The organism is Notoacmeibacter sp. MSK16QG-6, assembly GCF_024158145.1.
GTDB lineage: Bacteria > Pseudomonadota > Alphaproteobacteria > Rhizobiales > Rhizobiaceae > Notoacmeibacter.
In genome coordinates this window covers 80647-105858 of sequence record NZ_JAMYXM010000004.1, presented here as the reverse complement: position 1 = coordinate 105858, position 25212 = coordinate 80647, and the positions used below count along the sequence as shown (strand labels likewise).

At 59.1% G+C, this 25212-nt stretch carries 25 protein-coding genes; 13 read left to right on the top strand and 12 right to left on the bottom strand.

Annotated features, from left to right (window positions below):
- The first annotated feature begins 42 nt into the window (after positions 1-42).
- Positions 43-2145, top strand: coding sequence for a molybdopterin oxidoreductase family protein (locus NIM86_RS12985; RefSeq protein ID WP_253382767.1), 2103 nt, complete (start codon positions 43-45; stop codon positions 2143-2145).
- 69 nt (positions 2146-2214) lie between these two features.
- On the opposite strand, the gene NIM86_RS12980 is transcribed toward NIM86_RS12985, so the two are convergent.
- Entirely contained in the window at positions 2215-3345 is a 1131-nt protein-coding gene (locus NIM86_RS12980; RefSeq protein ID WP_253382765.1) for a TRAP transporter substrate-binding protein, read from the bottom strand.
- Positions 3346-3529: 184 nt separating this feature from the next.
- Between NIM86_RS12980 and NIM86_RS12975 the strand changes: the two genes are divergently transcribed.
- Entirely contained in the window at positions 3530-4279 is a 750-nt protein-coding gene (locus NIM86_RS12975; protein WP_253382764.1) for a gamma-glutamyl-gamma-aminobutyrate hydrolase family protein, read from the top strand.
- An 18-nt stretch (positions 4280-4297) separates the two neighbouring features.
- On the opposite strand, the gene NIM86_RS12970 is transcribed toward NIM86_RS12975, so the two are convergent.
- Complete coding sequence (locus NIM86_RS12970; protein ID WP_253382763.1) at positions 4298-4711, bottom strand: helix-turn-helix domain-containing protein; 414 nt, start codon at positions 4709-4711, stop codon at positions 4298-4300.
- 79 nt (positions 4712-4790) lie between these two features.
- Here NIM86_RS12970 and NIM86_RS12965 point away from each other — a divergent pair, with 79 nt between their 5' ends.
- On the top strand, positions 4791-5747 hold the full coding sequence (locus NIM86_RS12965) for a cation diffusion facilitator family transporter (RefSeq protein WP_253382762.1): 957 nt from the start codon (positions 4791-4793) through the stop codon (positions 5745-5747).
- 54 nt (positions 5748-5801) lie between these two features.
- Here the strand turns inward: NIM86_RS12965 and NIM86_RS12960 are convergent, their stop codons facing one another.
- The 3 genes from NIM86_RS12960 to NIM86_RS12950 form a co-directional block, all read right to left on the bottom strand.
- The gene (locus tag NIM86_RS12960) at positions 5802-6212 is read right to left on the bottom strand and encodes a hypothetical protein (RefSeq protein WP_253382761.1); all 411 of its coding nucleotides are present in this window, start codon (positions 6210-6212) and stop codon (positions 5802-5804) included.
- Positions 6213-6296: 84 nt separating this feature from the next.
- A complete protein-coding gene (locus tag NIM86_RS12955) occupies positions 6297-7313 on the bottom strand; it encodes a LacI family DNA-binding transcriptional regulator (protein ID WP_253382954.1) in 1017 nt (338 codons plus the stop codon).
- A gap of 94 nt (positions 7314-7407) precedes the next feature.
- On the bottom strand, positions 7408-7914 hold the full coding sequence (locus NIM86_RS12950) for a MarR family winged helix-turn-helix transcriptional regulator (protein ID WP_253382760.1): 507 nt from the start codon (positions 7912-7914) through the stop codon (positions 7408-7410).
- A 91-nt stretch (positions 7915-8005) separates the two neighbouring features.
- On the opposite strand from NIM86_RS12950, the gene NIM86_RS12945 reads away from it, so the two are divergent.
- From NIM86_RS12945 to NIM86_RS12925, 5 genes are all read left to right on the top strand, one after another.
- Positions 8006-8776, top strand: a complete 771-nt coding sequence (locus NIM86_RS12945; protein WP_253382759.1) for a creatininase family protein — start codon at positions 8006-8008, stop codon at positions 8774-8776.
- Positions 8777-8829: 53 nt separating this feature from the next.
- A complete protein-coding gene (locus tag NIM86_RS12940) occupies positions 8830-9909 on the top strand; it encodes a GTP-binding protein (protein WP_253382757.1) in 1080 nt (359 codons plus the stop codon).
- Positions 9909-10880 carry a WD40 repeat domain-containing protein gene (locus NIM86_RS12935; RefSeq protein WP_253382755.1) on the top strand — a complete coding sequence of 324 codons (972 nt, stop codon included), beginning with the start codon at positions 9909-9911 and terminating at the stop codon, positions 10878-10880. The genes NIM86_RS12940 and NIM86_RS12935 overlap by 1 nt, the downstream gene beginning before the upstream one ends.
- A gap of 105 nt (positions 10881-10985) precedes the next feature.
- Positions 10986-12218, top strand: coding sequence for a putative DNA modification/repair radical SAM protein (locus tag NIM86_RS12930; protein ID WP_253382754.1), 1233 nt, complete (start codon positions 10986-10988; stop codon positions 12216-12218).
- 13 nt (positions 12219-12231) lie between these two features.
- Positions 12232-13734: a UdgX family uracil-DNA binding protein gene (locus NIM86_RS12925; RefSeq protein ID WP_253382752.1), complete on the top strand. Its 1503-nt coding sequence runs from the start codon at positions 12232-12234 to the stop codon at positions 13732-13734.
- Between the two features lie 9 nt (positions 13735-13743).
- Here NIM86_RS12925 and pcaF read toward each other — a convergent pair whose 3' ends face one another.
- The 5 genes from pcaF to NIM86_RS12900 form a co-directional block, all read right to left on the bottom strand.
- Positions 13744-14949 (bottom strand): 3-oxoadipyl-CoA thiolase, encoded by a 1206-nt coding sequence (gene pcaF / locus NIM86_RS12920; protein ID WP_253382750.1) that lies wholly within the window; start codon positions 14947-14949, stop codon positions 13744-13746.
- 72 nt (positions 14950-15021) lie between these two features.
- On the bottom strand, positions 15022-15156 hold the full coding sequence (locus tag NIM86_RS12915; protein WP_253382748.1) for a DUF2474 domain-containing protein: 135 nt from the start codon (positions 15154-15156) through the stop codon (positions 15022-15024).
- The gene (gene cydB, locus NIM86_RS12910) at positions 15153-16160 is read right to left on the bottom strand and encodes a cytochrome d ubiquinol oxidase subunit II (RefSeq protein ID WP_253382747.1); all 1008 of its coding nucleotides are present in this window, start codon (positions 16158-16160) and stop codon (positions 15153-15155) included. The genes NIM86_RS12915 and cydB overlap by 4 nt, the downstream gene beginning before the upstream one ends.
- The gene (locus NIM86_RS12905; RefSeq protein WP_253382745.1) at positions 16153-17568 is read right to left on the bottom strand and encodes a cytochrome ubiquinol oxidase subunit I; all 1416 of its coding nucleotides are present in this window, start codon (positions 17566-17568) and stop codon (positions 16153-16155) included. Before NIM86_RS12905 ends, cydB begins: the two co-directional genes overlap by 8 nt.
- A 146-nt stretch (positions 17569-17714) precedes the next feature.
- Entirely contained in the window at positions 17715-18653 is a 939-nt protein-coding gene (locus NIM86_RS12900; RefSeq protein ID WP_253382743.1) for a ChaN family lipoprotein, read from the bottom strand.
- Between the two features lie 271 nt (positions 18654-18924).
- On the opposite strand from NIM86_RS12900, the gene NIM86_RS12895 reads away from it, so the two are divergent.
- From NIM86_RS12895 to NIM86_RS12875, 5 genes are all read left to right on the top strand, one after another.
- Positions 18925-20283: a substrate-binding protein gene (locus tag NIM86_RS12895; RefSeq protein ID WP_253382741.1), complete on the top strand. Its 1359-nt coding sequence runs from the start codon at positions 18925-18927 to the stop codon at positions 20281-20283.
- Positions 20284-20395: 112 nt separating this feature from the next.
- The gene (locus NIM86_RS12890; protein WP_253382739.1) at positions 20396-21421 is read left to right on the top strand and encodes a branched-chain amino acid ABC transporter permease; all 1026 of its coding nucleotides are present in this window, start codon (positions 20396-20398) and stop codon (positions 21419-21421) included.
- Between the two features lies 1 nt (position 21422).
- Positions 21423-22574 carry a branched-chain amino acid ABC transporter permease gene (locus tag NIM86_RS12885; protein WP_253382737.1) on the top strand — a complete coding sequence of 384 codons (1152 nt, stop codon included), beginning with the start codon at positions 21423-21425 and terminating at the stop codon, positions 22572-22574.
- Positions 22575-22578: 4 nt separating this feature from the next.
- Positions 22579-23349, top strand: coding sequence for an ABC transporter ATP-binding protein (locus NIM86_RS12880; RefSeq protein WP_253382735.1), 771 nt, complete (start codon positions 22579-22581; stop codon positions 23347-23349).
- Complete coding sequence (locus NIM86_RS12875; protein ID WP_371872893.1) at positions 23346-24110, top strand: ABC transporter ATP-binding protein; 765 nt, start codon at positions 23346-23348, stop codon at positions 24108-24110. The genes NIM86_RS12880 and NIM86_RS12875 overlap by 4 nt, the downstream gene beginning before the upstream one ends.
- A gap of 30 nt (positions 24111-24140) precedes the next feature.
- On the opposite strand, the gene NIM86_RS12870 is transcribed toward NIM86_RS12875, so the two are convergent.
- Positions 24141-24893 carry a TSUP family transporter gene (locus tag NIM86_RS12870; protein ID WP_253382734.1) on the bottom strand — a complete coding sequence of 251 codons (753 nt, stop codon included), beginning with the start codon at positions 24891-24893 and terminating at the stop codon, positions 24141-24143.
- A gap of 100 nt (positions 24894-24993) precedes the next feature.
- Entirely contained in the window at positions 24994-25212 is a 219-nt protein-coding gene (locus tag NIM86_RS12865) for a DUF2783 domain-containing protein (protein WP_253382733.1), read from the bottom strand.

Genomic DNA, 25212 nt, shown 5'->3' with positions numbered 1-25212 from the left:
TTCGCTCCCAATTCGGGATCGTTCCGGCGCATGATAACAGCCATGAACCAGATTCAACGCATAGGCCATACGGCCTGCCCGCACGATTGCCCGTCCACCTGCGCGCTGGAAGTCGAAATCCTCGACAATGGCCATATCGGTCGGGTGCGGGGCGCCAAGGATAACAGCTACACCGATGGCGTGATCTGCGCCAAAGTCGCACGCTATGCCGAGCGTGTGCACCATCCCGACCGCCTCACGACCCCGCTTGTCCGCACCGGTCCGAAGGGTGGCGGCGAGTGGCGTGAGGTCGGCTGGGACGAAGCGCTGGAACTGGTCGCGGAACGTTTCCGTAAAGCCGCCGAAATGCACGGCACCGAAACGGTGTGGCCATATTACTATGCCGGCACGATGGGCATCGTGCAGCGCGACGGCATTCACCGCCTGCGCCACGCCATGCGCTGGAGTTACCAGTTCGACACGATCTGTATCAATCCGGCATGGACGGGCTATCACGCCGGCTGCGGAGCCATTCGCGGGCTCGACCCACGCGAAATGCACCAATCCGACGTCATTGTCATCTGGGGCACCAACGCCGTGGCGACCCAGATCAACGTGATGCGACATGCCACCCAGGCCCGCAAGGAGCGCGGCGCGAAGATCGTGGTGATCGACGTCTATGAGACGGAGACCATGCGTCAGGCCGATATGGGTCTGATGCTGAAGCCTGGCTCCGATGCCGCCCTGGCTTGTGCTGTCATGCACGTGCTCTTTCGCGACGGGATGGCCGATCGCGATTACATGGCCCGATATACGCGCGGCGCCGAAGCCCTCGAAGACCACCTTAAGACCAGAGGGCCGGAATGGGCCGCGCCGATCACCGGCCTTTCGGTCGAGCAGATCGAGGCCTTCGCGCGTCTCGTCGGACAGACAAAGAACAGCTTTTTCCGCCTGGGCTACGGATTTACACGCGGGCGTGGTGGCGCGATTTCCATGCACGCGGCTCTAAGCATCCCGGCCGTGACAGGCGCCTGGCAGGTGGAGGGCGGCGGCGCGCTGCACGGAAATGGCGATATTTTCGGCATGGATTCGTCGACCATCAAGGGCGCGCGGCTGGCCGATCCTTCCATTCGCCATCTCGATCAGAGCCGCATCGGCGCCGTCCTGACGAACGATCCGGACGCGCTGAACGGCGGTCCGCCCGTGACCGCGATGCTGATCCAGAATACCAACCCGGTGAACGTCGCACCCGAACAGTCTCTGGTCCGGCAAGGCTTCATGCGCGACGATCTTTTCACTGTCGTGCACGAACAGTTCATGACTGAGACGGCGGAACTGGCCGATGTCGTCCTACCGGCGACGATGTTTCTTGAACACGACGACATCTATCGGGGCGGCGGGCACACCCATATCCTGCCTGGCCCCAAGCTGATCGATCCGCCGGAGGGACCAAAACCGAACCATTTCGTTTTCGAGGAACTGGCGAAACGCCTTGGCGTCGGTGACAAGGAAGGCTTTGGCATGACCGAGCGGCAATTGCTCGACGATCTGGCAAAGCGAAGTGCGCTGGGAACCTACGACGACGTGGTGGAGCAACGCTGGGTCGACAAGGCGATCCCGTTTGAACAAGCGCATTTCCTGAATGGCTTTGCCCATCCAGATGGGCGCTTCCATTTCGATCCTGACTGGACCCGCATCATGAATGGACAGCGCCCTGCGGATAGCCTCGGCTTGCAGGGCCCGGTGAAGAAAATGCCAGCCCTGCCCGACCATCCCGGCGACCTGCTGGAACAGACAGACGAGGCCCATCCGTTTCGGCTCGTCACCGCACCGGCGCGCAACTATCTCAACTCCTCCTTTGCCGAGACCCCCACTTCGCGAAAGAAGGAAAATCGGCCGACCGCAATGCTGGACAGCGCGGATGCGAACCGTATCGGTATCGTCGATGGCGAACGCATCCTGCTCTCCAACAAGCGCGGAGAGGTGGTGCTGCATGCCGTCGTCGCCGACAAGGCAATGGCGGGCACGGTGATCGCCGAGGGCATCTGGCCGAACAAAGCGCATGAGAATGGCCAAGGCATCAATACGCTGATCGGCGCTGATCCGATCGCTCCGCATGGCGGCGCCGCTTTTCACGATTGCCGGGTGGCCATTCGCAAACTTTGATTTCGATAATGAAAAGCCCGGCAATCCAATGGATTGCCGGGCCTCTCTCTAATTTTTGATACGAGGTAATCAGAGCGCGTTGTTGCGCTGCTGGATCATCAGGAACGTATCATAGGTGTTTTCGCCGAGCTGCATCCACAGATAGGCGTCCTTCTTAAAGGCCAGCTGGTGATCGTAGATCTTCTTGAAGGTCGCGTTTTCAGCCGAGATTTCCTCATAGGTTTCCTTGGCAGCCTGATAGGCGGCTTCCAGAATTTCCTGGCTGAACGGGCGCAACTGGGCACCGTCCTCGAGCAACTGCTTCAGCGCTGTCGGGTTTTTGGCGTCGTAATTGGCCATCATGTCGGTATTGGCCGCCCGGCAGGCCACTTCCAGCACCGCCTTGTAGGCATCCGGCAGTTCGTTCCACTTATCCAGATTGATCATGGTGTTCAGAACGGGACCGCCTTCCCACCAACCCGGATAATAGTAGTACTGGGCCACCTTGTTGAAACCGAGTTTGGCGTCATCGTAGGGGCCGACCCATTCGGTCGCATCGATCGTGCCCTTTTCGAGCGCGGCGTAGATGTCGCCGCCGGCGATCTGCTGCGGCACGACGCCAAGCTTCTCGATGATCTTGCCGCCCATGCCACCGATGCGCATTTTCAGGCCGTCCAGATCCTGAAGCGAGTTGATCTCCTTGCGGTACCAGCCGCCCATCTGGACGCCGGTATTGCCGCACGGGAACGAGATGAGACCCTCGGTCGCGAAGAACTCGTTCAGCAGATCGATGCCGGAAACGCCATCCGTCGTCGGATAGTAATACCAGGCGTTCTGCAGGCGCGCGTTCAGGCCGAACGGAATAGCCGTGCCCAGCGCATAGACGGGGTCCTTGCCCCAGTAATAGTAGGATGCGGTGTGGCAAAGCTCGACCGTGCCCTGACTGGCGGCATCGGCAGCCTGAAGGCCCGGCACGATCTCGCCGGCGGAGAAAACCTGAATCTTGAATTTGCCGCCGGTCGCATCGGATACGAACTTGGCCATGGTTTCTGCAGCGCCGTAGATCGTATCCAGCGCCTTGGGGAAGGACGACGTACAACGCCAGGTGATTTCCGGCATATCCGTGTCCTGAGCGATTGCCGCAGCGGACGGCAGTGCGGTTGCAGCTGCTGCGCCGGCGCCGGCTACGCCTACCTTACGCAAAAAATCGCGACGATCCATATAATCCTCCCGGTTTGGTATCGTTCGTCTGTGTCACAGCCCGGATGGCGCTTGACCGCCATTCTCATAGCTGAAAGGGACCATAGGCATACAAACCAGCGCCGTCTATCCCTTTGACTTCCAACCGTGACAAGCTCACAAGGGTTTATAGATCGCTCGAGATCGCTATCCGGAATACGCCCTCATGACATCGCCGCTTATCGCAATTGTTGCCGACACGTTGGTCCATGAAAGCTATGTCTGGCACGCCACGCCCGACACCTATCTGAAAGCGGTCGTCGAGGTTGCCCGCCTTCAGCCGCTCATCGTACCGGCCTTCGGCAGGAAAACGAATTACGATGCAGTCCTCGCGGCGGTCGATGGCGTGATGCTGACTGGCGCGCGATCCAATGTGCATCCCGACAATTACGGTGTGGCGGCAACGGAAAATCACGGCCCATTCGACCCGGCGCGCGATGCGACGAGCCTGCCACTTATTCAAATGGCTCTCGAGCGGGGGCTGCCGCTGCTGGCGATCTGCCGCGGCCATCAGGAGTTGAACGTCGCACTCGGTGGCACCATCGCCGATGAAGTGCAGGAACTGCCTGGCCGCGCCGATCATCGCGCACCGGAAGCGGACACTCAGGATGAACGCTACATTATCCGACAGAATGTCGCCGTCCGGCCGGATGGCCCGCTGACGGGAATGTTGGGAGGTCAGACGATCGCCGTCAATTCGTTGCACCGCCAGGCCATTGATCGTCCGGCGGACCGCTTGTCTGTCGAGGCGACGGCTAGCGATGGCACGGCGGAAGCTGTGTGCGTAAAGGACGCAACCGCATTCGCATACGGATTTCAATGGCATCCGGAATATTGGGCGAGCACCGACGAGCCCTCACGCGCCATCTTCGAAGCCTTCGGCAAGGCCGTACGCGATCATGCCGCCAGCGCCTAAGCCCAGTGCAGATCGCCGCTAGTGATCACTCTCGCATAGGGCGTGATCGGCCAGCGACTGAATGACGTGACATTCGCCAACACAATCTGCATCGGATATTTTTACGATCCGCATAAGTTCGCGCTCCAGCTTTTTCAATTTGCGGATACGCGCCCGGACGGATGCAAGATGGGCCGAGGCAATGTGATGCGCTTCACCGCATGGGCGCTCCGGGTCAGACGCCAGTTCGACCAGTTCGCGTATGTCCTCAATCGAAAGGCCTAGCGCTCTTGCGTGGCTGATAAAGGAAAGGCGCTCTAGCCCGGATCGGCTGTAGCGTCGCTGGTTGCCGGATGTTCGCTCCGGCGCTTCCAGCAGCCCGGCATTCTCGTAATAGCGAATGGTCGGAACCTTGACCCCGGTCCGCAGCGATAATTCTCCGATAGAAAACATGAAATCACCTCTTGAACCTCTAGTGGCTGGAGGTTGTACATAATCTGCCGAACGCAAAGCCAGAACAAAGGAACTCGCAATGTCGCACAGCCATCACGGCCACGCCCATATCGATCCAGAAGCGGGCGATGCACGGGTTTTCTGGGCCGTTCTGGTCAATCTCGGCTTGACCGTTGCGCAGATCGTCGGCGGTATCTTGTCGGGCAGCCTGGCGCTGATAGCTGACGCCATTCACAACCTGTCAGATGCACTGGCGCTCATCATCGCATTTTTCGCCCGTAAAATCGCGCGGCGCGAGGCCGACGAGACCATGACCTTCGGCTATGGCCGTGCTGAAGTTGTTGCTGCGCTCATCAACTACACCACGCTCATCGTTATAGGCCTGTATCTTGTTTATGAGGCGGTGCTGCGTCTGATCGATCCGCAGGGGGTCGATGGCTGGCTGGTCGTCATCATCGCCGCCGTCGCCCTGGTGGTCGACACTGTGACGGCGCTTCTCACATTCTCGCTCTCCAAGGAGAGCGTGAATATCCGTGCCGCCTTCCTGCATAATGTCGCTGACGCGCTCGGCTCCATCGCAGTCATATTCGCCGGTACACTGATTATACTCTACGACTGGCGCCTGATCGATCCGATCGTCACGCTAATGATCGCCTCCTATATTTTATGGCAGTCTCTGGCGGAAATAGGCGGCGTCATTCGCATCTTGATGCTGGGTAGCCCGCCGAACATCGACGCACGCAAGGTGTTGGATCTTATGCAAGATGTCGATGGCGTAGCGGACGTCCATCACCTGCATCTCTGGCAGATGCAGGAGTACGAAAACGCAGTCGACGCGCATCTCGGCATCGAAGCCGGACGTTGGAGCGAGGCCGATGCAATCAAGCAGGCCGTCAAGACGAGATTGAAGAGCGAATTTGCGATCTCCCATGCCACGCTGGAGTGCGAATGCGCGGTCCATGCCTGTCCTTCGCCTGCAATCATCGGCCATGACAGACCGCACGATGATGAGAAGCATGAGCATCATCACCAATAGCGGAGGATTGAGCTGCAGTTTCCCTAAAGGAAATAAGCGGCGTCTTACGACCGCCTAGTCAAAGGTAGCGATCAAATCGATCAACTGACCGGCTTCGGGCGCGGCTTCCCAGCCATCGCCATCCGCGGAAAAGAAACGCAAAAGCGTTTTTCCCGCCCTGTCCATGACCTTCAGATCGCCAGAGCGCTCGACACCGACAGAGGCAAGCCCCGCCTTCTCGATGCCGAGTCGGCTGCATTCCGCCCCGACAAAGCGATAGTCGCCTTCGTTATGTTGCGTATTCAACCAGCACCTAACGGGTTCCCCCTCGACGGTAGCCTGATAAAGGCCGGTCGGACCTTCGTTCACCGATCCCGTCACCACCTCATCGAGCGATGACGGCGAAGACTGCCAGCGACTGCCATCGGCAAAAAAGGCAGCCGCGCCGAGTGCGAAAAAAAGACCGAAGCTCAGAACGACACGCATGATGAAAAAATCCGCAACCGATGAATGGCGTCATGCTCGCAGGGCTTTGGTTAAGGTGTCGTTACAGGCGGCCCGACGCCCAGCCTATCTCAGTGGCGCGGCCGTCGAGTTGCGGACGTGAAGCTCCGGTGAAATGAGTTGCAGACCCGAAATCGTCGGGTGTTTATTGATCCGAGACACAAGGGTCTTGGCGGCCATGCGCCCGACCTCCCTCTGGCCATTCCACACCGTCGTCAGCGCCGGCGTCGCAATGGCGGCCTCCTGCAGGTCGTCGTAGCCGGTAATGGAATAGTCCTTGCCCACCTGATGACCGGCCCGCGCCAAGCCATTCATAAGGCCGATTGCGACCAGATCGTTCCAGCAAACGGCGGCAGTCGGCCTGTCCGGCAGGTTGAGAAACGTTTCGGTCGCCTCGAACCCGGCCAGCTTGGTCCGCGGGCCTGAAATGCGCCAGTCGTCCCGCACCTCCAGTCCGGCCGCCTGCATCGCCATGCGGTAGCCCGAATAACGGTCTCGGCCAGTGGACGTCTGATCCGTTCCGCCGATATGCGCAATGCGGGTATGGCCAAGGCCGATCAGGTGATCGGTCGCAAGGCCTGTTCCGAAAGCGTCGTCACCACGAAAGGCCGGAGCCGAGATGCCTTCGACCGATCGCGCGATAAGAACCGCTGGCATGCCGTTCTTTTCTGCCAGTTTGATGTCGTCCGGGGGTGTCCCGATAGCCGGACTGATGATCATGCCGTCAGCGCCGAGTTGCAGCAGCGTTTCGATGAAATTTCGCTGTTTCTCGACCGAATCGTAGTGGTTGGAGAGGATGAACGTCTGCTGGCTTCGGTCCAGTTCGCTCTCGATCGACTTCAGGATTTCGGCAAAGAACGGGTTCATGATGTCGTAGACCACGACCCCGACGATACCCGACCGTGAAGTCCGCAGCGAAGCAGCCCGGCGATTGTAGATATAGCCAATCTCAAGCGCATGAGCCTTGACTCGCTCGCGCGTGGACTCCGCGACAAGCGGACTGTCGCGCAAAGCCAGTGAAACCGTTGCAGTCGATACGCCAAGCGCGTCGGCAATGGTCGATAGCTTGATCTTTTGTGCCAGAACCCGATCCTCGGCCCAGGGAATTAAACAATTTAATTATGACGCATTGGCAAACGAAATCAAATAGCAGAGGGTCCGAGACATTGGTGTAGTGCTATTCGCCCGACCGCTTGGCATTGTCGGACGCCAATTCATTGTCGAGAGTTTCCAGAAAACGCAGAAGCGTCTTCCTCTGCACCTTGTCGAGTGGTCGGAGCATCTGGCGCTCGACCTTCTTCACCGCTTTTTTCAGATCGCCGACAATTTCTCGGCCTGCTGGCGCCAGAGCGATGAAATTGACACGCCCATCTTCCTGACTGGGCGTACGAAAGACCAGGCCCTGCGCTTCAAGCCGTGCGATAGCCCGTGTGATGGTCTGCGCGCGCACGCCAAGCATATCCGCGATCGACGAAAGCGGCAGACGTTCTTCTTCGCTAAGCGCCAAGAGGATCTGCTCTTGGCCGGCGTGGAGGCCCAGTTCGGCAAGACGGGCGGATAGTGCTGTGCGGGCACGACGGGCGGTGCATACGAGCTGGTTGAGCATGGCGCCTTTCGGCACCTTGTTCATCTTCTTTGGATTGGCTGGCAGGCGTCCCATATCCTGCCTGTCGATCTTGGTCATTCCCGCCTTCAAACCTTTTTCTGGCTCTTGACCGGCAGCCCCATGAACTGGTGCAAATGAAATCAGCCGGCGAAACAATGGGTATCTTCTTATGACAGAGGCCAGTCAGAGGTCCACCGATGCAGGAACGATTGCCGTTCTGCCGCTCGGCGCGACCGAGCAGCACGGCCCCCATCTTCCGCCGGAAACCGATACGCTGATCGCCACAGCCATGGCCAAGGCGCTGAAGGACACCGCGCCGGATCTGCCGCTTGAGATTCTACCGGTCGAGCCGGTCGGCTATTCGCCGGAACATCTGGACTGGCCGGTCACCCAATCGCTTGGCTGGGACGAGGCCATTCGTCGCTGGATCGGTATCGGCAACGATCTGGCGACACGCGACATCCGCCGTCTCCTTCTTCTCAACGCTCATGGCGGAAATTCGCCGCTCCTTACGATCGTCGCAACCGAATTACGCTGGCGTCATAAGATGCTGTGCGTTGCCACCAACTGGCATCGTTTCATTCAGCCCGGCGAAATCGTCTCCGCCAAAGAACGTGCGCTTGGCATCCATGCCGGGCAGATCGAGACATCGGTGATGCTCGCCATAGCGCCGGATCGTGTGGCGATGAACAAGGTACAGGACTTTCCGAACGCACAGGCCGGTTTCGCCAAACGCTTTGCCCATCTGCGCGCATACGGGCCGCATGCGTTTGGCTGGATGATGAGCGACCTTAATCCCGATGGCGCTACAGGCGATGCGGCTTCCGCCACGGCCGAGGTCGGTCGGCAGCTCATCGATCAGGCCGGTAGAGGCCTTGCCGAGCTGGCGCGTGACATGTCGGAATTCGATCTTGCGCGCTTTTCGACGCCCGCCCTCTAGGAACGCTCCCCTCCCCTCGCCTATATGGGACCAAACATTTCCGAGGCTTTTCAATGACCGAAACCGCCCAGCAGCAACTCACCCCCGTCACCGTCCTCACAGGCTACCTCGGTGCCGGAAAGACCACACTGCTCAACCGCATCCTGTCCGAAGCGCATGGCAAACGCTATGCGGTGATCGTCAACGAATTTGGCGAGATCGGTATCGACAACGACCTCATCGTCGAAAGCGACGAAGAAATCTACGAGATGAACAATGGTTGCGTCTGCTGCACGGTGCGTGGCGATCTGGTGCGTGTGGTGCAGGGTCTCATGCGCCGGCCCGGACGCTTCGACGCCATCGTTGTGGAGACGACTGGCCTCGCTGATCCCGCGCCCGTCGCGCAAACTTTTTTCATGGATGATGACGTTCGGTCGAAAACCGCGCTCGACGCCGTGGTCGCGCTGGTCGACGCAAAACACCTGCCTCAGCGGCTGAAGGATAGCCGGGAAGCCGAAGACCAGATCGCGTTCGCCGATGTGGTCGTTCTGAACAAGACCGATCTTGTTTCAGCGGACGAACTTGCAGAAGTCGAACGTCTTGTCCGCGCACTCAATCCGGTCGCGCCGATCCACCGCGCCGAGCGATCCAATGTGGAACTCGCCAAGGTGCTGGATCGCGGGGCCTTCGACCTGAAGCGCGCGCTGGATAACGATCCGCATTTTCTCGATCATGACGACCCGGATCATGAATGCGGACCGACCTGCGATCACCACCATCACGATCATGACGATGGCCACCATGGCCATCACCACCACCATCATCACCAACACGGCCCGGCCGATATTCACGATTTGACGGTCAAAAGCGTGTCACTTCGCGCCGGGGCGATGGACCCGAACCGTTTCTTTCCATGGATACAAAACCTGACCCAGGTGAAGGGGCCGGATATTCTCCGTTTGAAAGGCATCATCGCCTTCGCGGGCGATGATGAGCGCTACGTGGTTCAGGGCGTACACATGATCATCGAGGGCGATCACCAGCGGCCTTGGCGCGAGGACGAAACGCGCGAGAGCCGCCTTGTCTTTATCGGTCGTGAGCTTGATGAGGATTCACTTCGGCGGGGCTTCGAAAACTGTCTGGCGGACAACTGATGCCATCCATCGCCCCGTTGGATATCGACGGCCATGTCGGTCATGTAGGCTGGCTGGGCGAAACTGCTTTTTTTGGCGACGCGGATGGCGTCTTGCATCGCCTCGGCAAGCAAACCGGCTCGTCGGAAGTCCATGACGGCCTGCTCTGTCTTGCAATTGATCCGAAACGTCAGCGCGCTCTTACAGGCGGCGAGGACGGCCGTGTCGTGGCCACGAACGCCGACGGAGCTTCGGAAGAGCTGGCGCTCGAAAAGGGCAAATGGATCGGCGCGGTCGCGGCCGCTCCGGACGGAACGGTCGCCTACGCCCATGGCAAGTTCGCAAAGGTCTTGCTGAAAAAGGGGCCAAAATCCATTGAGCACGAGCGCAGCGTCGAAGCGTTGGCGTTTGCGCCAAAGGGTCTTCGCCTGGCGTGTTCGCATTATAATGGCGTCAGCCTGCATTTCCCCGCGACCGACAGCTTGCCGACCGTTCTCGGTTGGGAGGGCGCACATCTGCTCGTGACCTTCGCGCCGGGCGGAGATAGCCTGATCACTGCCATGCAGGAACCGGCCCTTCATGGCTGGCGTATGGCCGATAGCCGCCATATGCGCATGGAGGGCTATCCGACAAAGGTGAAGAGCCTGTCGTGGAGTGCAAAGGGCAAATGGCTGGCGTCATCCGGGGCGAATGCCGCAATCGTCTGGCCGTTCCAGGGCAAGGATGGCCCTATGGGCAAAGCCCCGCTGGAGCTCGGCACGCGCGCCGATTCGCTCGTCACTGCCGTGGCCTGTCATCCGACCGAACAAATGGTCGCCATCGGCTATCAGGATGGCATGGTCCTGGCTGTTCGGTTCGAGGATGCCAAGGAAGCGCTGCTTCGCCGCCCCGGCAAAGGATTGTTGACGGCTATGGAATGGGACCAGCGCGGCAAGCGACTGGCCTTTGCGTCAGAAGCCGGCGATTGCGGCATCGTCGATATCGGCGACTGACAACCAACTCAATTCGTTTAACGCCTTCTTCAGATTCGCTTTTATCAATCACAAGCGAATCGCCGTTCCGTTGACGTGAACTTTACACGAACATATTATGAACGCATGACCAAGATGAGCGTTCGTGACAAATTGGCGATTCTGTCCGATGCCGCTAAATACGATGCCTCCTGCGCATCGAGCGGTTCGGCCAAACGCGATAGCCGCAAGGGCGGCATCGGTTCGACCGAAGGCATGGGCATCTGTCATGCCTACGCGCCGGATGGCCGGTGTATCTCACTACTCAAGATTTTGCTGACCAATTTTTGCATCTATGACTGCAGCTATTGCATCAACCGGTCCTCTTCGAATACGCGCCGCGCACGCTTCACAATCGAGGAAGTGGTCGATCTAACCCTGCAATTCTACAAGCGTAATTACATCGAAGGGCTGTTCCTGTCGTCAGGCGTGATCCGCTCACCCGATGATACGATGGGAGAGATGGTTGAAGTCGCGCGGCGGTTGCGCATCGACCATGGCTTCAAGGGTTATATCCATCTGAAAACCATTCCCGAATGCGATCCGGTTTTGCTTGAACAGGCGGGACTTTATGCTGACAGACTATCGATCAATGTCGAACTGCCGACAGATAGCGGCGTGCAACGGCTTGCGCCGGAGAAAAAGCCGCAGACAATTCGTCGGGCTATGGGCACGGTACGCGGTGCAATCGAGGAGCGCGGTGAGCGAACGATAAAGACAAAGCGCAAACCACGCTTCGCGCCGGCGGGGCAATCCACGCAGATGATTGTCGGCGCCGATCCCACACCCGACGCGATCATTCTGAAAAGCTCTGCACAGCTCTACAGTTCATACCATTTGCGGCGCGTCTATTATTCCGCTTTCTCGCCTATACCCGATGCTTCAGCAGCTCTGCCCTTGATGAAACCGCCGTTGATGCGTGAGCACCGGCTTTATCAGGCCGATTGGCTGATGCGGTTCTACGGTTTTGCCAATGACGAAATTCTCGAAGGCTCGTCCGATGGGATGCTCGATCTCGCGATAGATCCAAAACTGGCATGGGCGCTCCGCAACCGTCATTTCTTTCCCATCGATGTGAATAGAGCCGACCGAGAAATGCTACTGCGCATTCCCGGCCTTGGCACGAAGGCTGTGGCCAAAATTCTTCAAGTGCGGCGCTATCGCACTTTGCGGCTGGAGGATGTCGGGGCAATTGTGCAGTCGATCCAGAAAATCCGCCCATTCATCACGGCTGCGGGCTGGTCGCCGGGCGGGCTGACCGAAACCGAAAATCTCCGCGTGCGTCTAGCGCCACAGCCCGAACAGCTTTCGCTGTTTTAAATGAAGGTTTGGCATGAGCGAAAAGGCGCGGCAATTCGGAGAACAATTTACGGTTTCGCTTGAGAGTGAGACTGATTTCGTGGGCTGGCGCGCGGCAGCGCGGGCCTTGGCGCTGGCGGGTACGCCATCTTCGGCGGTGACCTTTCTCACTCCTTCGGCAACATCGCAATCCCTTTTCGCGGAGGCCTCCTCGCCGCTGCCCCGGCCCGACGACGATGTGACTTTCAGCATCTCCAAAGTCTTTGTGCAGAAAGCTGAGACGGCCAGCCATCATTCCGATCCCGACCGCTACAACTTTCTCTATCATCTTCTCGTCCGCGTCTTGGACGAGCCGAACCTGATGAAGATCGCTTCCGATAGCGACATTCGGCGGCTCGAGGCGATGGTGAAGTCGGTCCGCCGCGACGCGCACAAAATGCATGCCTTCGTCCGTTTCCGCAAAATCGGCGATGCGGATGCGACCGAGGATGATGGGCGCTACGTTGCATGGTTCGAACCGGACCATTTCATTGTCGAGCGAGAGGCCGGTTTCTTCATGCGTCGCTTTGCGCAAATGAACTGGTCTATTTTGACGCCGAAAGGTTCCATCCACTGGGATCGCGAGACGCTGAGCGTCGGCCCGCCCGCCAAGCGGTCAGATGCGCCGGCTGACGATGCGACCGAGGAGCTGTGGCGCACCTATTTCTCCAACATTTTCAACCCGGCCCGGCTGAAGGTGAAGGCGATGCAGGCGGAGATGCCAAAGAAATACTGGAAGAACATGCCCGAGGCGGCGCTGATTCCCGACCTGATCGCCGGGGCCGAAAACCGGGCGAAGGCGATGGTCGCAGCGATGCCAACCATACCGCCGCCAACCCACGCAGCGATCCGGGAACGGCATTGGAGTGCCGAGATGGACGACACCGGCGAGACCCCGCCGCCACCTGCCGATGATCTGGAAAGTCTTCGCAAACAGTCTGAAACCTGCCGGTTATGCCCGCTGCATGAACCGGCGACACAGACAGTTTTTGGCGAGGGACCGGCGAATGCGCGGCTCGTTTTCGTCGGCGAACAGCCGGGCGACAAGGAGGATATTGCCGGTAAACCGTTCATCGGTCCCGCTGGTCAGCTTTTCGACGCAACGCTGGAAGATGCCGGAATCGACCGCTCGACCGTCTATGTGACCAACGCGGTGAAACACTTCAAATTCCAGCCGCGTGGCAAGTTCCGCCTGCATCAGAAACCGAATGGCGACGAAATCCAGACCTGCCGGTGGTGGCTAGGTCAGGAATTGAAGCTGATCGATCCGGATCTGACTGTTGCACTCGGCGCGACAGCCGCACAAAGCCTATTAGGTCGCTCGGTTGCGGTCACGAAGGAACGCGGTCAGCTTCTGGAGAGCCGGGAAGGACAGCGGGTTTTCATCACCGTCCACCCCTCCTTCCTGCTTCGCATTCCCGATGAAAAGCGCAAGGCGGAAGAACGCGACCGCTTTCGCGACGATATGATCGCCGTGCGCGAACTTATGGCGGCGTGACGCGAACCGTCAGACCGCTTTCATGGCAAGCGCAATGCCTTGGCCCACGCCGATACACATCGTGGCGAGCGCAAGCTTTCCGCCACTTTCCTTGAGTTCGAGCGCTGCGGTGCCACCGATCCGTGCGCCGCTCATACCGAGCGGATGGCCGAGCGCGATAGCGCCGCCATTTGAATTCACATGTTCGGCATCTTCATCGATGCCAAGCTCGCGGAGCACGGCGATACCCTGGCTGGCGAAGGCTTCGTTCAGCTCGATCACGTCGAAATCGGTAGGCTTGATACCGAGCCGGGCGCACAGTTTTTTCGTCGCCGGTGCAGGTCCAATGCCCATGATGCGCGGCGGCACACCCGCCGTAGCACAACCCAGAATGCGGGCGATGGGTGTCAGGCCATGCCTTTTCGCCGCCTCTTCCGAAGCGATGATCAGCGCCGCCGCGCCGTCATTGACGCCCGAAGCGTTGCCGGCCGTCACCGTGCCATCCTTGCGGAAGGGGGTCGGCAGTTTAGCGAGCTTTTCCAGCGTGGTGTCGGCGCGAGGATGCTCGTCCATGTCGACAACAACCGCGTCTTTCTTGCGTTGGGGAATCGTAACCGCCACGATCTCCTTGGCAAAACGTCCATTCTTCATCGCCGCTGCAGCCTTTTGCTGGCTGCGCAGAGCGAAGGCATCCTGATCCTCGCGGCTAATGCCGAAATCGGCCGCGACGTTTTCGCCCGTCTCAGGCATGGATTCGATGCCATACTGTTCTTCGAGCTTCGAATTGACGAAACGCCAACCGATGGTTGTGTCGTAAACAGCATTGTCGCGGGTGAAGGCGCTGGTGGCCTTGGGCATGACGAATGGCGCGCGACTCATGCTTTCGACGCCACCGGCAATCATCAAATCGGTGTCGCCGGCACGAATGGCGCGGGCGCAATCGGCGATGGCGTTCAATCCCGACCCGCAAAGACGATTCATCGTTCCGCCCGGCACCGCGTCAGGCCAGCCCGCCAGCAGCACCGCCATGCGCGCGACATTGCGGTTGTCCTCGCCCGCCTGGTTTGCGCAACCAAGAATTACATCGTCGATGGCTTCGAGGTCCAGCGAGGGATTCCGTTCGGTTATGGCTTTCAACGGGACAGCCGCCAGATCGTCCGCTCGAACCGGTGAAAGTGCACCGCCATACCGCCCGATGGGTGTGCGGATATAATCGCAGATATAGGCCTCGGCCATTGTGGTCCTCCTCCGAACATCGCGGCTGACCTTCGGCCCGCCTATCGCCGACCGGTCGGTCAGCGATAGACTTCATGGCACGATCATGAGCCGAATGCCATAGGCAAGGAGCGAGACGCTGAGAACGCCGGAAAGCCAGAGTAGAGCGAACCAGGCGAGCTTGCGTGTGAGCCCGCCCGGCGTTTTGTCTTTCGGCTGTCCCGTCAATGATAACCGCTTTCCGGATCGATCTTACCGCGAAACACCCAGTAGGCATATGCGGTGTAGGCGAGGATCATCGGTATGAGAATGACCGCGCCGACAAGCAGGAATTTAAGCGAGCTTTCCGGCGCGGCGGCCTCTTCGATGGTCAGCGATCCGGGCACGATATAGGGATAGAAGCTTATCCCGATGCCTCCATAGCAAAGGATGAAAATGCCAAGCGCAGCGAGAAACGGCCACGCATCGCGTTCCTGTTGCAGGCCCTGCCACATGATCCACACGCAGAATAGGATCGCCAATGGCACGACGATCGAGAAGATCATCGTCGGAAAACGGAACCAGCGCTCGAAGTAGATGGCGTCGACGAATGGCGTCCAGAGGCTGACGACGCCGATCAATGCAAGTGTACCGAGCATCGTGAACCAGGCGAAGCTACGAGCACGGTCGCGAACCTCATCGGTTGTCTTCATGTTCAGCCAGGTCGCGCCAAGCAGTGCATAACCGACCACCAGTGCCAGACCGGTGACGACTGAGAATGGCGTCAGCCAATCCCACCATCCACCGGCATATTCGCGGTTCTCGATGGCAATGCCCTGCACCAGCGCACCGAGCGCGATCCCCTGCGCGAGAGAGGCGACCAGGCTACCGAAGAAGAAGGCGATATCCCAAACCCAGCGGCCGCGATGGGTGCGCCAGCGATATTCGAACGCCACGCCCCTGAAAACCAGACCGAGAAGCATGGCGATAATCGGCACGTAAAGCGCGGGTAGCACGGTGGCGTAGACAAGCGGAAAGACCGCCATCAGTCCTCCGCCGCCCAGAACCAGCCAGGTCTCATTGCCGTCCCAGACGGGTGCGACCGAATTCATCATCAGATCGCGTTGTTTGCCTGCCGGGAAGAAGGGGAAGAGGATACCCACGCCGAGATCGAAACCGTCGAGAATGACATAGGCGAGAACAGCAAAGGCGATCAGAGCCGCCCAGATGAATGCAAGATCGAGCTCAAACATGACCGGTCGCATCCTTCTCGTGGCTCGGTCCGGGCATAATTCCGCCGGAACGCAACGGACCGTCCTGATCGACAGGTCCGGTAATGGCGAGAGCCGGCCGGTTCATCAGCCGCAGGATGTAAAAAGTGCCGGCGCCGAAAACGGCCGTATAGACGGCGATGAAAGCGAGCAGCGATGTGCCCACCGCCGGTGCATCCAGTGGCGAAGACGATTCGACGGTCCGCAGCAGCCCGTAAACGGTGAAGGGCTGCCGCCCGACTTCCGTGGTGATCCACCCGCACAGCACGGCGACAAACCCCATGGGCGACATAAACAACGCCGCCCGATGCAGCCATGGTTCTTCGTAAAGGTGCCCGCGCCATCGCGCCCATAGGCTCCAGAGACCGAGCGCCAGCATCGCGAAACCGATGGCGACCATGATCCGGAACGTCCAGAAAATCAGTTCCGCCGGGGGTCGCTCGTCTTTCGGCCAGCTTTTCAGACCACGCAGAGCGCCGTCCCATTCGTGCGTGAGGATCAAAGACGAGAGTTTGGGGATACCGATCTCGTAATGGACGGTCTCTTCCTCATCGTCCGGCAGACCGAACAGGATAAGCGGAGCGCCGTCGGGATGGTCGTCGTAATGCCCCTCCATCGCCGCCACCTTTGCCGGCTGATGCTCCAGCGTATTGAGCCCATGCAGGTCGCCAGCGAAAATCTGGATCGGCGAGACGGCGACGGCCATCCACATCGCCATGGAGAACATCGTTTTCGCGCCAGGCGTATCGACATCGCGGCGCAGAAGATGCAGCGCTCCAACGCCACCCACCACGAGCGCCGTCGTCAGATAGGCGGCCAGCACCATATGAACGAAGCGGTAGGGAAAGGATGGGTTGAAGATAATCGCCCACCAGTCCTCCGGCACGAACTGCCCGGCCTCATTGATCGAATATCCTGCAGGTGTCTGCATCCAGCTATTCACGGACAAGATCCATGTCGCCGAAATAAGCGTGCCGAGCCCAACCATGGCGGTGGCGAAGAAGTGCAGCTTTTCCCCGACCCGTTCACGTCCGAAGAGCATGACGCCGAGAAAGCCGGCCTCCAGGAAGAAAGCCGTCAGAACTTCATAGCCCATCATCGGGCCGAGAACCGGGCCTGTCTTGTCTGAAAAAACGCTCCAGTTCGTGCCGAACTGGTAGCTCATCGTAATACCCGACACGACGCCCATGCCGAAGGCGACGGCGAAGATCGTCTTCCAGTAATCGAACAGCGAGCGATAGACCGGTTTGCCGGTAATCAGGTGGAGGCCGTTGAGAACGGTCAGATAACTGGCCAGTCCGATCGAGAAGGCCGGGAAGATGATGTGGAAGGAGACAGTAAAGGCAAACTGCAGGCGCGCCAGAAACGTGGCGTCGAATCCCTCGAACATTAAGTGCTCCGCTTCGCTTGGATAACCTCTACAGCACAGAGCGGCTGCCCGTCGGCACGACATTCAAGCCGCCCGACTCCTAGATTGGATGGTCTGGACCCAGGGTTCAATATCCCGTTCGGTGTCCAGATCGACTTCAACCGATTTTATCCCGCGTCGCCATCTTCCGTGGCGTCTGAATCGCCTTCTATCCGCGAGCGGATATCTTCGCAAGGGTCGCCGCGGTCGACTGGCTCGGTCAGATGAAACGCATCGAATATCTCGCGTTCTGCCGAAGGAGATTCTTCCGTCTCGAATTGCCCGATGACGTAACTGCTGCCAGCGGGCAGAAGGCGCGGCACGCCATGATCGCGCCTGACGTGCCCGTCGCCGGCGATCAGAACGGCTCCACTGGAGCCTGCCCTGATCATCTCGCGCGCCATCGCTCCATCCCGCGCCCTTTGAATCAGTATCATCGGTCCTGCAGACGCTTTATCCACCATGCCGCAATGGCTCTCGACAATCGTCGCCTGCAGCGTTTCCAGACCGGGTCCCGTTAGCTTCCGGTCAAGCATAAGCTGCTGGCGTCGCGCCGGATCGATGGTGTCCTCTCCGCTTCGGCCGATCGCCATGATTTCAGATCGTTCAAGGCCAGCCCCGCGCATTGTCAGTCCGTGACGGCGGGCCGCCTCGAAAATGGGGCGGTAGATCTCGAAGTCCGGCCAGCCCCGCTCGGCCCATTTCAGCGCCATATCGAGATCGGCCGGTTCGACCTCCCCGCCGATCCATCGGTCAAGAACGGGTTGAGCCGCTGGCGAGAGCATTTCCAGAATGACCACCGGACGCCTATCGCGGGCGACAAGCCCCTCAATCAGACGCGCCTGAAAAACATGGTGGGAAGCCGCTGTATGAATTTCGCCGACGAGCACGAAAGATTTGGATGCCGCCTGATCCAGTAAGGCATCGAATCCCAGCACGTCGCCGAGCGGCGTGACCAGTTGGCCTGTATCGCTTGCCTGCCGATCCTGCTCCGCCGCTGTGGCAGAAGCGAAAAAAGACAAAAGTGTAGCGAGGCCTAACAGGAGCCCGAACAGGCGCTTTCTCATCGACATCTCTCCTCGGTCATGGCCCCGACGAACATTAGTAGAGATGATTCGAAGAAGAACGCTTTGCAGCAAAATTTAACCCTGTTCAGAGGTAAAAGCCCCTTTTTTCGGCACGATATATTGCAGCGCAAATAAAACGAACAAGAAATATTGCATTGCACATAATACCTTCGCCGTAGTTTTGGCTTCTTCGCTTCAAATGCGGCAGCCGGCCACCTAGGGTCGCATGACCGACGGTCTTGGGAGGACCGAAGGACGAAACTCTGGGAGGATGATAATGTCCAAACTGAATCTATCGCGCCGTGGCCTGCTCAAGGCCGGCGCGGCTACCGGCGTCGCTCTCGGCGCACCGCTTCATTTCGTCAAGGGTGCCTACGCCCAGGATCAGATGTCGTGCAACATGCCGACAGGCAGCGATGTCGTCTTCGGCTTCAACGTTCCACAGTCTGGTCCTTACGCCGATGAAGGTGCGGATGAACTTCGCGCCTATCAGATGGCGGTTGAAATTCTCAATGGCGAAGGCGATGCAAGCGCTATCTCGTCCTTTTCCGGCGCCAGTAACCTGAAGGGCAACGGCGTTCTGGGCAAAAAGGTCACCTATGTGACCGGTGACACGCAGACCAAATCCGACGCCGCACGCGCATCGGCACAGAAGATGATCGAAGATGGCGGCGCCATCATGATCACCGGTGGCTCGTCCTCCGGCGTGGCCATCGCGGTCCAGTCGCTCTGCCAGGAACGCGGCGTTATCTTCATGGCCGCGCTCACCCACTCCAACGACACGACCGGCAAGGACAAGAAGCGTTACGGCTTCCGTCACTTCTTCAACGCCTATATGTCCGGCGAGGCGCTCGGCTCGGTTCTGGCCGAGGAGTATGGCAAGGAGCGTACGGCCTATCACCTGACGGCAGACTACACCTGGGGCTGGACCCAGGAGGAGTCGATCAAGAACGCCACGGAAAAGCAGGGTTGGAAAACGGCTCAGGCCGTTCGCACACCGCTCGGCGCGGGCGATTTCAGCCAGTACATCACGCCGGTTCTCAACTCCGGCGCGGACGTGCTGATCCTGAACCACTATGGCAAGGACATGGTGAATTCGCTGACCCAGGCCGTGCAGTTCGGCCTTCGCGAAAAGCAGGTCAACGGCAAGGACTTCCAGGTCGTCGTGCCGCTCTTCTCGGAGCTGATGGCTCAGGGTGCCGGCAGCGCCATTAAAGGCATTCTTGGCACCGCCAACTGGGACTGGAAGCTGGACAATGCAGGCACCAAGGCCTTCACCCAGGCCTTCGGCAAAAAGTATGGCCAGCCGCCAAGCCAGGCCGCGCAGACAGCCTTCGCGCAGACCATTCTATACGCCGATGCGTGCGAGCGCGCTGGCACCTTCTATGCGCCGGAAGTTATCGCCGCTCTGGAAGGCTACGAGCATGACGGCCTCGGCAATGGTCCGACCCTCTATCGCGCCGATGACCACCAGTGCTTCAAGGATGTGCTCGTGGTGCAGGGCAAGGACGATCCGAAGGATAAGTTCGATCTGCTCGAAATCCGCAAGATCGTCGCACGCGATCAGGTGACCTACGATCCGTCGATCTTCGGCGGAGATCTCGGTCCGGCAGACGCCAAACAGTGCTGATCGCCGGCCGATAGGAAAATGAGGAATCGGCCGCTGTTTCGAGGCGGCCGATTCTTTCCCTCTCCAATGGCTGGCTGCCGCAAACGCTGCATGTATCGGGGGGATCTGAACGATGGACGCGTTTCTTCTTCAACTTCTGAACGGGCTCGATAAGGGCGGCGCATATGCGCTGATCGCTCTTGGACTGACGCTCGTTTTCGGCACGCTGGGCGTCGTGAACTTCGCCCATGGCGCGCTGTTTATGCTGGGCGCGTTCTGCGCGGTGGTCTTCAACCGCCTTCTCAACATCGAAACGGTCACGATTGACGAAACCCAGACAACGCCCTGGGGCACGCCGATGGAAATTCGCGAGCCCTATGTCCAGTCAATGCTGGGCGATTTCGGCGCTTTCCTGGTCGATTATTCCGTACCCATTTCGATCATTATCGCCATCCCGATCATGCTTCTCATCGGCGTTATCATGGAGCGCGGCCTGATTCGCCACTTCTACAATCGGCCGCACGCCGACCAGATTCTGGTCACGTTCGGCCTCGCCATCGTTATTCAGGAAATCATCAAGCATTTCTTCGGCGCCAATCCGATACCGCAAGGCGCGCCCGACGCGGTCAATGGCAGTGCGAATATCGGGGCCATGCTGGGCTTGGAGGGTTTCATCTCCTACCCGTGGTGGCGCCTGATCTATTTCCTTTTCTCTCTCCTATGCATCGGCGGTGTCTTCGCATTTCTGCAGTTCACGACTTACGGAATGGTCGTGCGCGCCGGCATGCGGGACCGCGAAACGGTCGGCCTGCTTGGCATCGATATCGAGAAACGCTTTACCGTCGTATTCGGTATCGCCGCAGTCGTGGCTGGCCTCGCCGGCGTGATGTATACGCCGATACTGCCGCCCGACTATCACATGGGCATGGACTTTCTGGTGCTGTCATTCGTCGTCGTCGTTGTCGGCGGCATGGGCTCGCTGGCGGGCGCGGTGCTGGCCGGTTTTCTGCTCGGCATTCTGCAATCCTTCGCCTCGATGACCGAGGTAAAGTCTATTCTGCCAGGCATCGACCAGATCATCATCTACCTCGTCGCCGTCGCCATTCTGCTCATCCTTCCGCGTGGATTGATGGGTCGCAAAGGCGTCATGGAGGATTGAAATGTTCGGCAATATGACCGGAAAAGACTGGCTGCTCTTCATCGGCTTCACCATCGTGGTGCTTACCGCGCCGATCTGGCTGACGCCCTTGGGAGCCGCCTATCCCGCACTGATGCAGAAATTCTGCATCTTCGCCATCTTCGCGATTGGCTTCAATATTTTGTTTGGCCTGACCGGCTATCTCTCTTTCGGCCATGCCGCCTTTTTGGGCGTTGGCTCATATGCCGGCGTCTGGATGTTCAAGCTGTTCAGCATGAATGTCGTCATATCAACCGTCTTCGCGCTGATTTGCTCCGGGCTATTCGCGCTGGTGATCGGCTATATCAGCCTGCGGCGCTCCGGCATCTACTTCTCCATTCTGACGCTGGCCTTCGCCCAGATGATGTACAACGTCGCCTATTCGGTGCTGACGCCGATCACCAATGGCGAAACCGGATTGCAACTTTCGCTCAGCGACCCGCGCCATCTGGACCGCGCACTCGGCGTATCGGAAAGTATCGGCCTGCCGCGCACCAGCTTCTTCGGCATCGACATATCAGGAGGCGGAATGCCCGGCTTCTATTTCTGCGCGGTGCTGCTGATTATCTGCTTTTTCCTGTCGATCCGCATCTTCCGCTCACCGTTCGGCATGATGCTGCGGGCGATCAAGTCCAACCAGATGCGTATGAAATATACGGGGTTCAATCCTAAACCCTACCTGCTGGCGGCGTTCGTGATCTCTGGTCTCTATGCGGGTCTGGCCGGCGCCCTGATGGTCGCGACCGATCCATTGGCCGGCGCAGAGCGCATGCAGTGGACAGCATCGGGCGAGGTCGTTCTCATGACCATTCTCGGCGGTGTAGGTACGCTGGTCGGTCCGGTAATTGGCGCCACGCTCATCAAATATTTCGAAAACATCTTCTCGGCCTTCAATGAGAATGCGCTGAACGTGACCTTCTCGTTCCTGCCGGCCGATATTCGCGAACTGATCGTCGAACTGGCCAGCCTGTTCGTTGGCGAAGGCTGGTTCCTGACGCTCGGCCTGGTCTTTATGATCGTCGTCATCTTCCTGCCCGGCGGCATCATGGAAGGCGTCGGACGGATCAAAGCGCTTTTCTCGAGAAAGAAAACCCAGGACGACGCTGCCCAGGGCAGTGTCGTGGCGGCGGAGTGATCTGATGGAAACGAACAACAACGTCGTTCTGCACGTTGCCGACGTGAACAAGAGCTTTGGCGGCCTCAAAGCCCTGACCGACGTCGACCTCTCGGTCAGGGAAGGCACGGTCCATGCGATCATCGGCCCTAACGGCGCGGGCAAGAGCACTCTGCTCAATGTCTGCATCGGCCGCATTCCACCTGATACCGGACACGTTATCTTCGACGGCACCACGCTGGACGAGATCACGCCGCATGAGATCAACCAGCTCGGCGTCAGCCGCGTCTTCCAGACGCCAGAGATTTTCGCCGACCTGTCCCTTCTTGAAAACGTCATGATACCGGCGTTTGCCAGACGCGACGGGGCATTCAAGTTCAATCCGATCCGCGCGCTGGCTGCCGAAGCCGAAATCCGCGAACAGGCCGAAAGCCATCTGGAAGATGTCGGCCTTTACGCCAAGCGTCACACCGAAGCGGCATCGCTATCCCGTGGCGACAAACGCAGGCTCGAAATGGCCATGTCTCTCATCCAGAGCCCGCGTCTGCTTCTGCTGGACGAGCCCACCGCCGGAATGGCCAGGCACGACACCAACACCACGATCGAGCTTCTGAAAACGCTCAAGGATCGCGGCATGACCAAAGTCATCATCGAGCACGACATGCATGTGGTGTTTTCGCTCGCCGACCGCATTTCGGTTCTGGCGCAAGGGCGTATTATCGCTGAAGGCACGCCGGACGAAGTGCGCAACAGTCCGAAGGTCAAGGAAGCTTATCTCGGGGAGAGCCAGGAATGAACATCACGGCCGATCCCAAGGGTCTTGAGGGAGCTCGAACGATGAGCGAAGGCGACAAAGGGTTCTTCTCCGTTAGGGACATCCATGCCTATTACGGCGAAAGCTATATCGTGCAGGGTGTTTCCTTCGAACTGAAGAAGGGCGAAGTGCTGTCTCTGCTCGGGCGCAACGGCGCTGGAAAGACATCGACACTGCGTACCCTCGCCCGGCTCGACAATCCGCAACTGCGGCGCGGCGAAATCTGGTTGGATGGCGAACCATTGCATGAGCGCAAGGCGCATCACGCCGCCCGGTCAGGCATCCAGCTCGTGCCCGAAGACCGCCGTATCATCGGCGGGCTGACGGTCGAGGAAAATCTGGTTCTCTCGCAGGTCTCGGGTGAAAAAGGGTGGGAACTCGAAAAGATCTACAGCCATTTTCCAAGGCTGGCCGAACGGCGCCGGCAGGAAGCAACGACCATGAGTGGCGGCGAGCAGCAAATGCTGGCTGTCGCCCGTGCGCTTGCCCGCGATATCAAGGTCCTGTTTCTCGACGAGCCCTATGAGGGGCTGGCTCCCGTCATCGTTCAGGAAATCGAGGCCATCGTCCGCCAGATCCGCGATATCGGTATTACCACGATCATCGTCGAACAGAACGCGGTCGCCGCGCTTCGCCTGTCCGACCGAGCCGTTATCATGGATACCGGTGAGATCGTCTATGAGGGGACCGCGCAGGAGGTGCTCGATAATGAGCAGCTCCGCCATGAATATCTGGCGATCTGACCGGCGCTGATAGCTGGTCCGATGGAACTTTTACAGCGCGTCGAATAGAATCTTGCAGGCCAGAAGCGTCAGTAGCACCAGAATCGCGCGATCGAATTTTTCCGGCGAGATACGTTTCGCCAGCCATGCGCCGACGGGCATGAACAGAAGGATCGGGATCAGGGCGCCCGCGCCCAGAAGCGCACGCCAGGGCGTCAGAATCTCATAGGCGAACAGCATGGGAAGCTGCGGGATCGCCATCAGAAAAAAGAACAGCGAGATCGTGGCGACAAAATTGGGCCGGTTCAAACGTAATGCGTTGAGAAAGGTGAGCGAAACGGGAGCCGAAACGCCGGTAGCGCCATAGAGCCCGCCGGACACGATCCCCACCGGCACGACAATCCGCCGCGCGACCGGCCATGAAAGTTGCCAGGACGGTCGCGAAAAGCGAAACGCGACATAGGCGAAAACGACCAGTGCTACCGCCAGAAGCAGTGCCTGAGGCGGAAGGCTGGCCAGCATGAGCGTGCCGACGAGCGCTCCGATTGCGCCGGTCACGGCAAATGTGAGGGCAAAGCCCGGCGCATTCAGATCCTTGCGATAGGTCCAGGCCTGCCAGGCGTTGGAAATTACGTTCGGGATGGAAAAGACAGCCACAGCGAATGGCACATCGTAAAGCGTCGCCAGCAATGGAACGGCGATCAGTGGCGCGCCAGCGCCGGTTGCGCCCTTAAGCACACCGCCGAGACCGAACGCCACGAAGACGATGAGGATGCTGCCCCAATCGATCAATAACCTACCCACCCCGCTCTAAGATGATTCACGCAACACAGCAGCGATAGCGCCAGCCGTCTTAAACAGCGTGTGTCCTTCCGGTCAAAGATAACGGTTGAACGGTTTGCCGTTATAAAGCCTTGTGCCTCTCCTGTTGACCCGCCAGTGTGGCGACCTCCAGCGCTTCGCCTATCACGTCCGCATCGCCGATATGATTGAAGAGCGTCAGGATCAATCGTGCATTGAGGGCGGTGCTCTCTTCATCGGACAGACCCTCATGAGCTGCGATCAGCGCGGCATAGATGTCATCCGCATCCGAGAGATTTCGGCTTCTGTTCAGCTTGCCCAT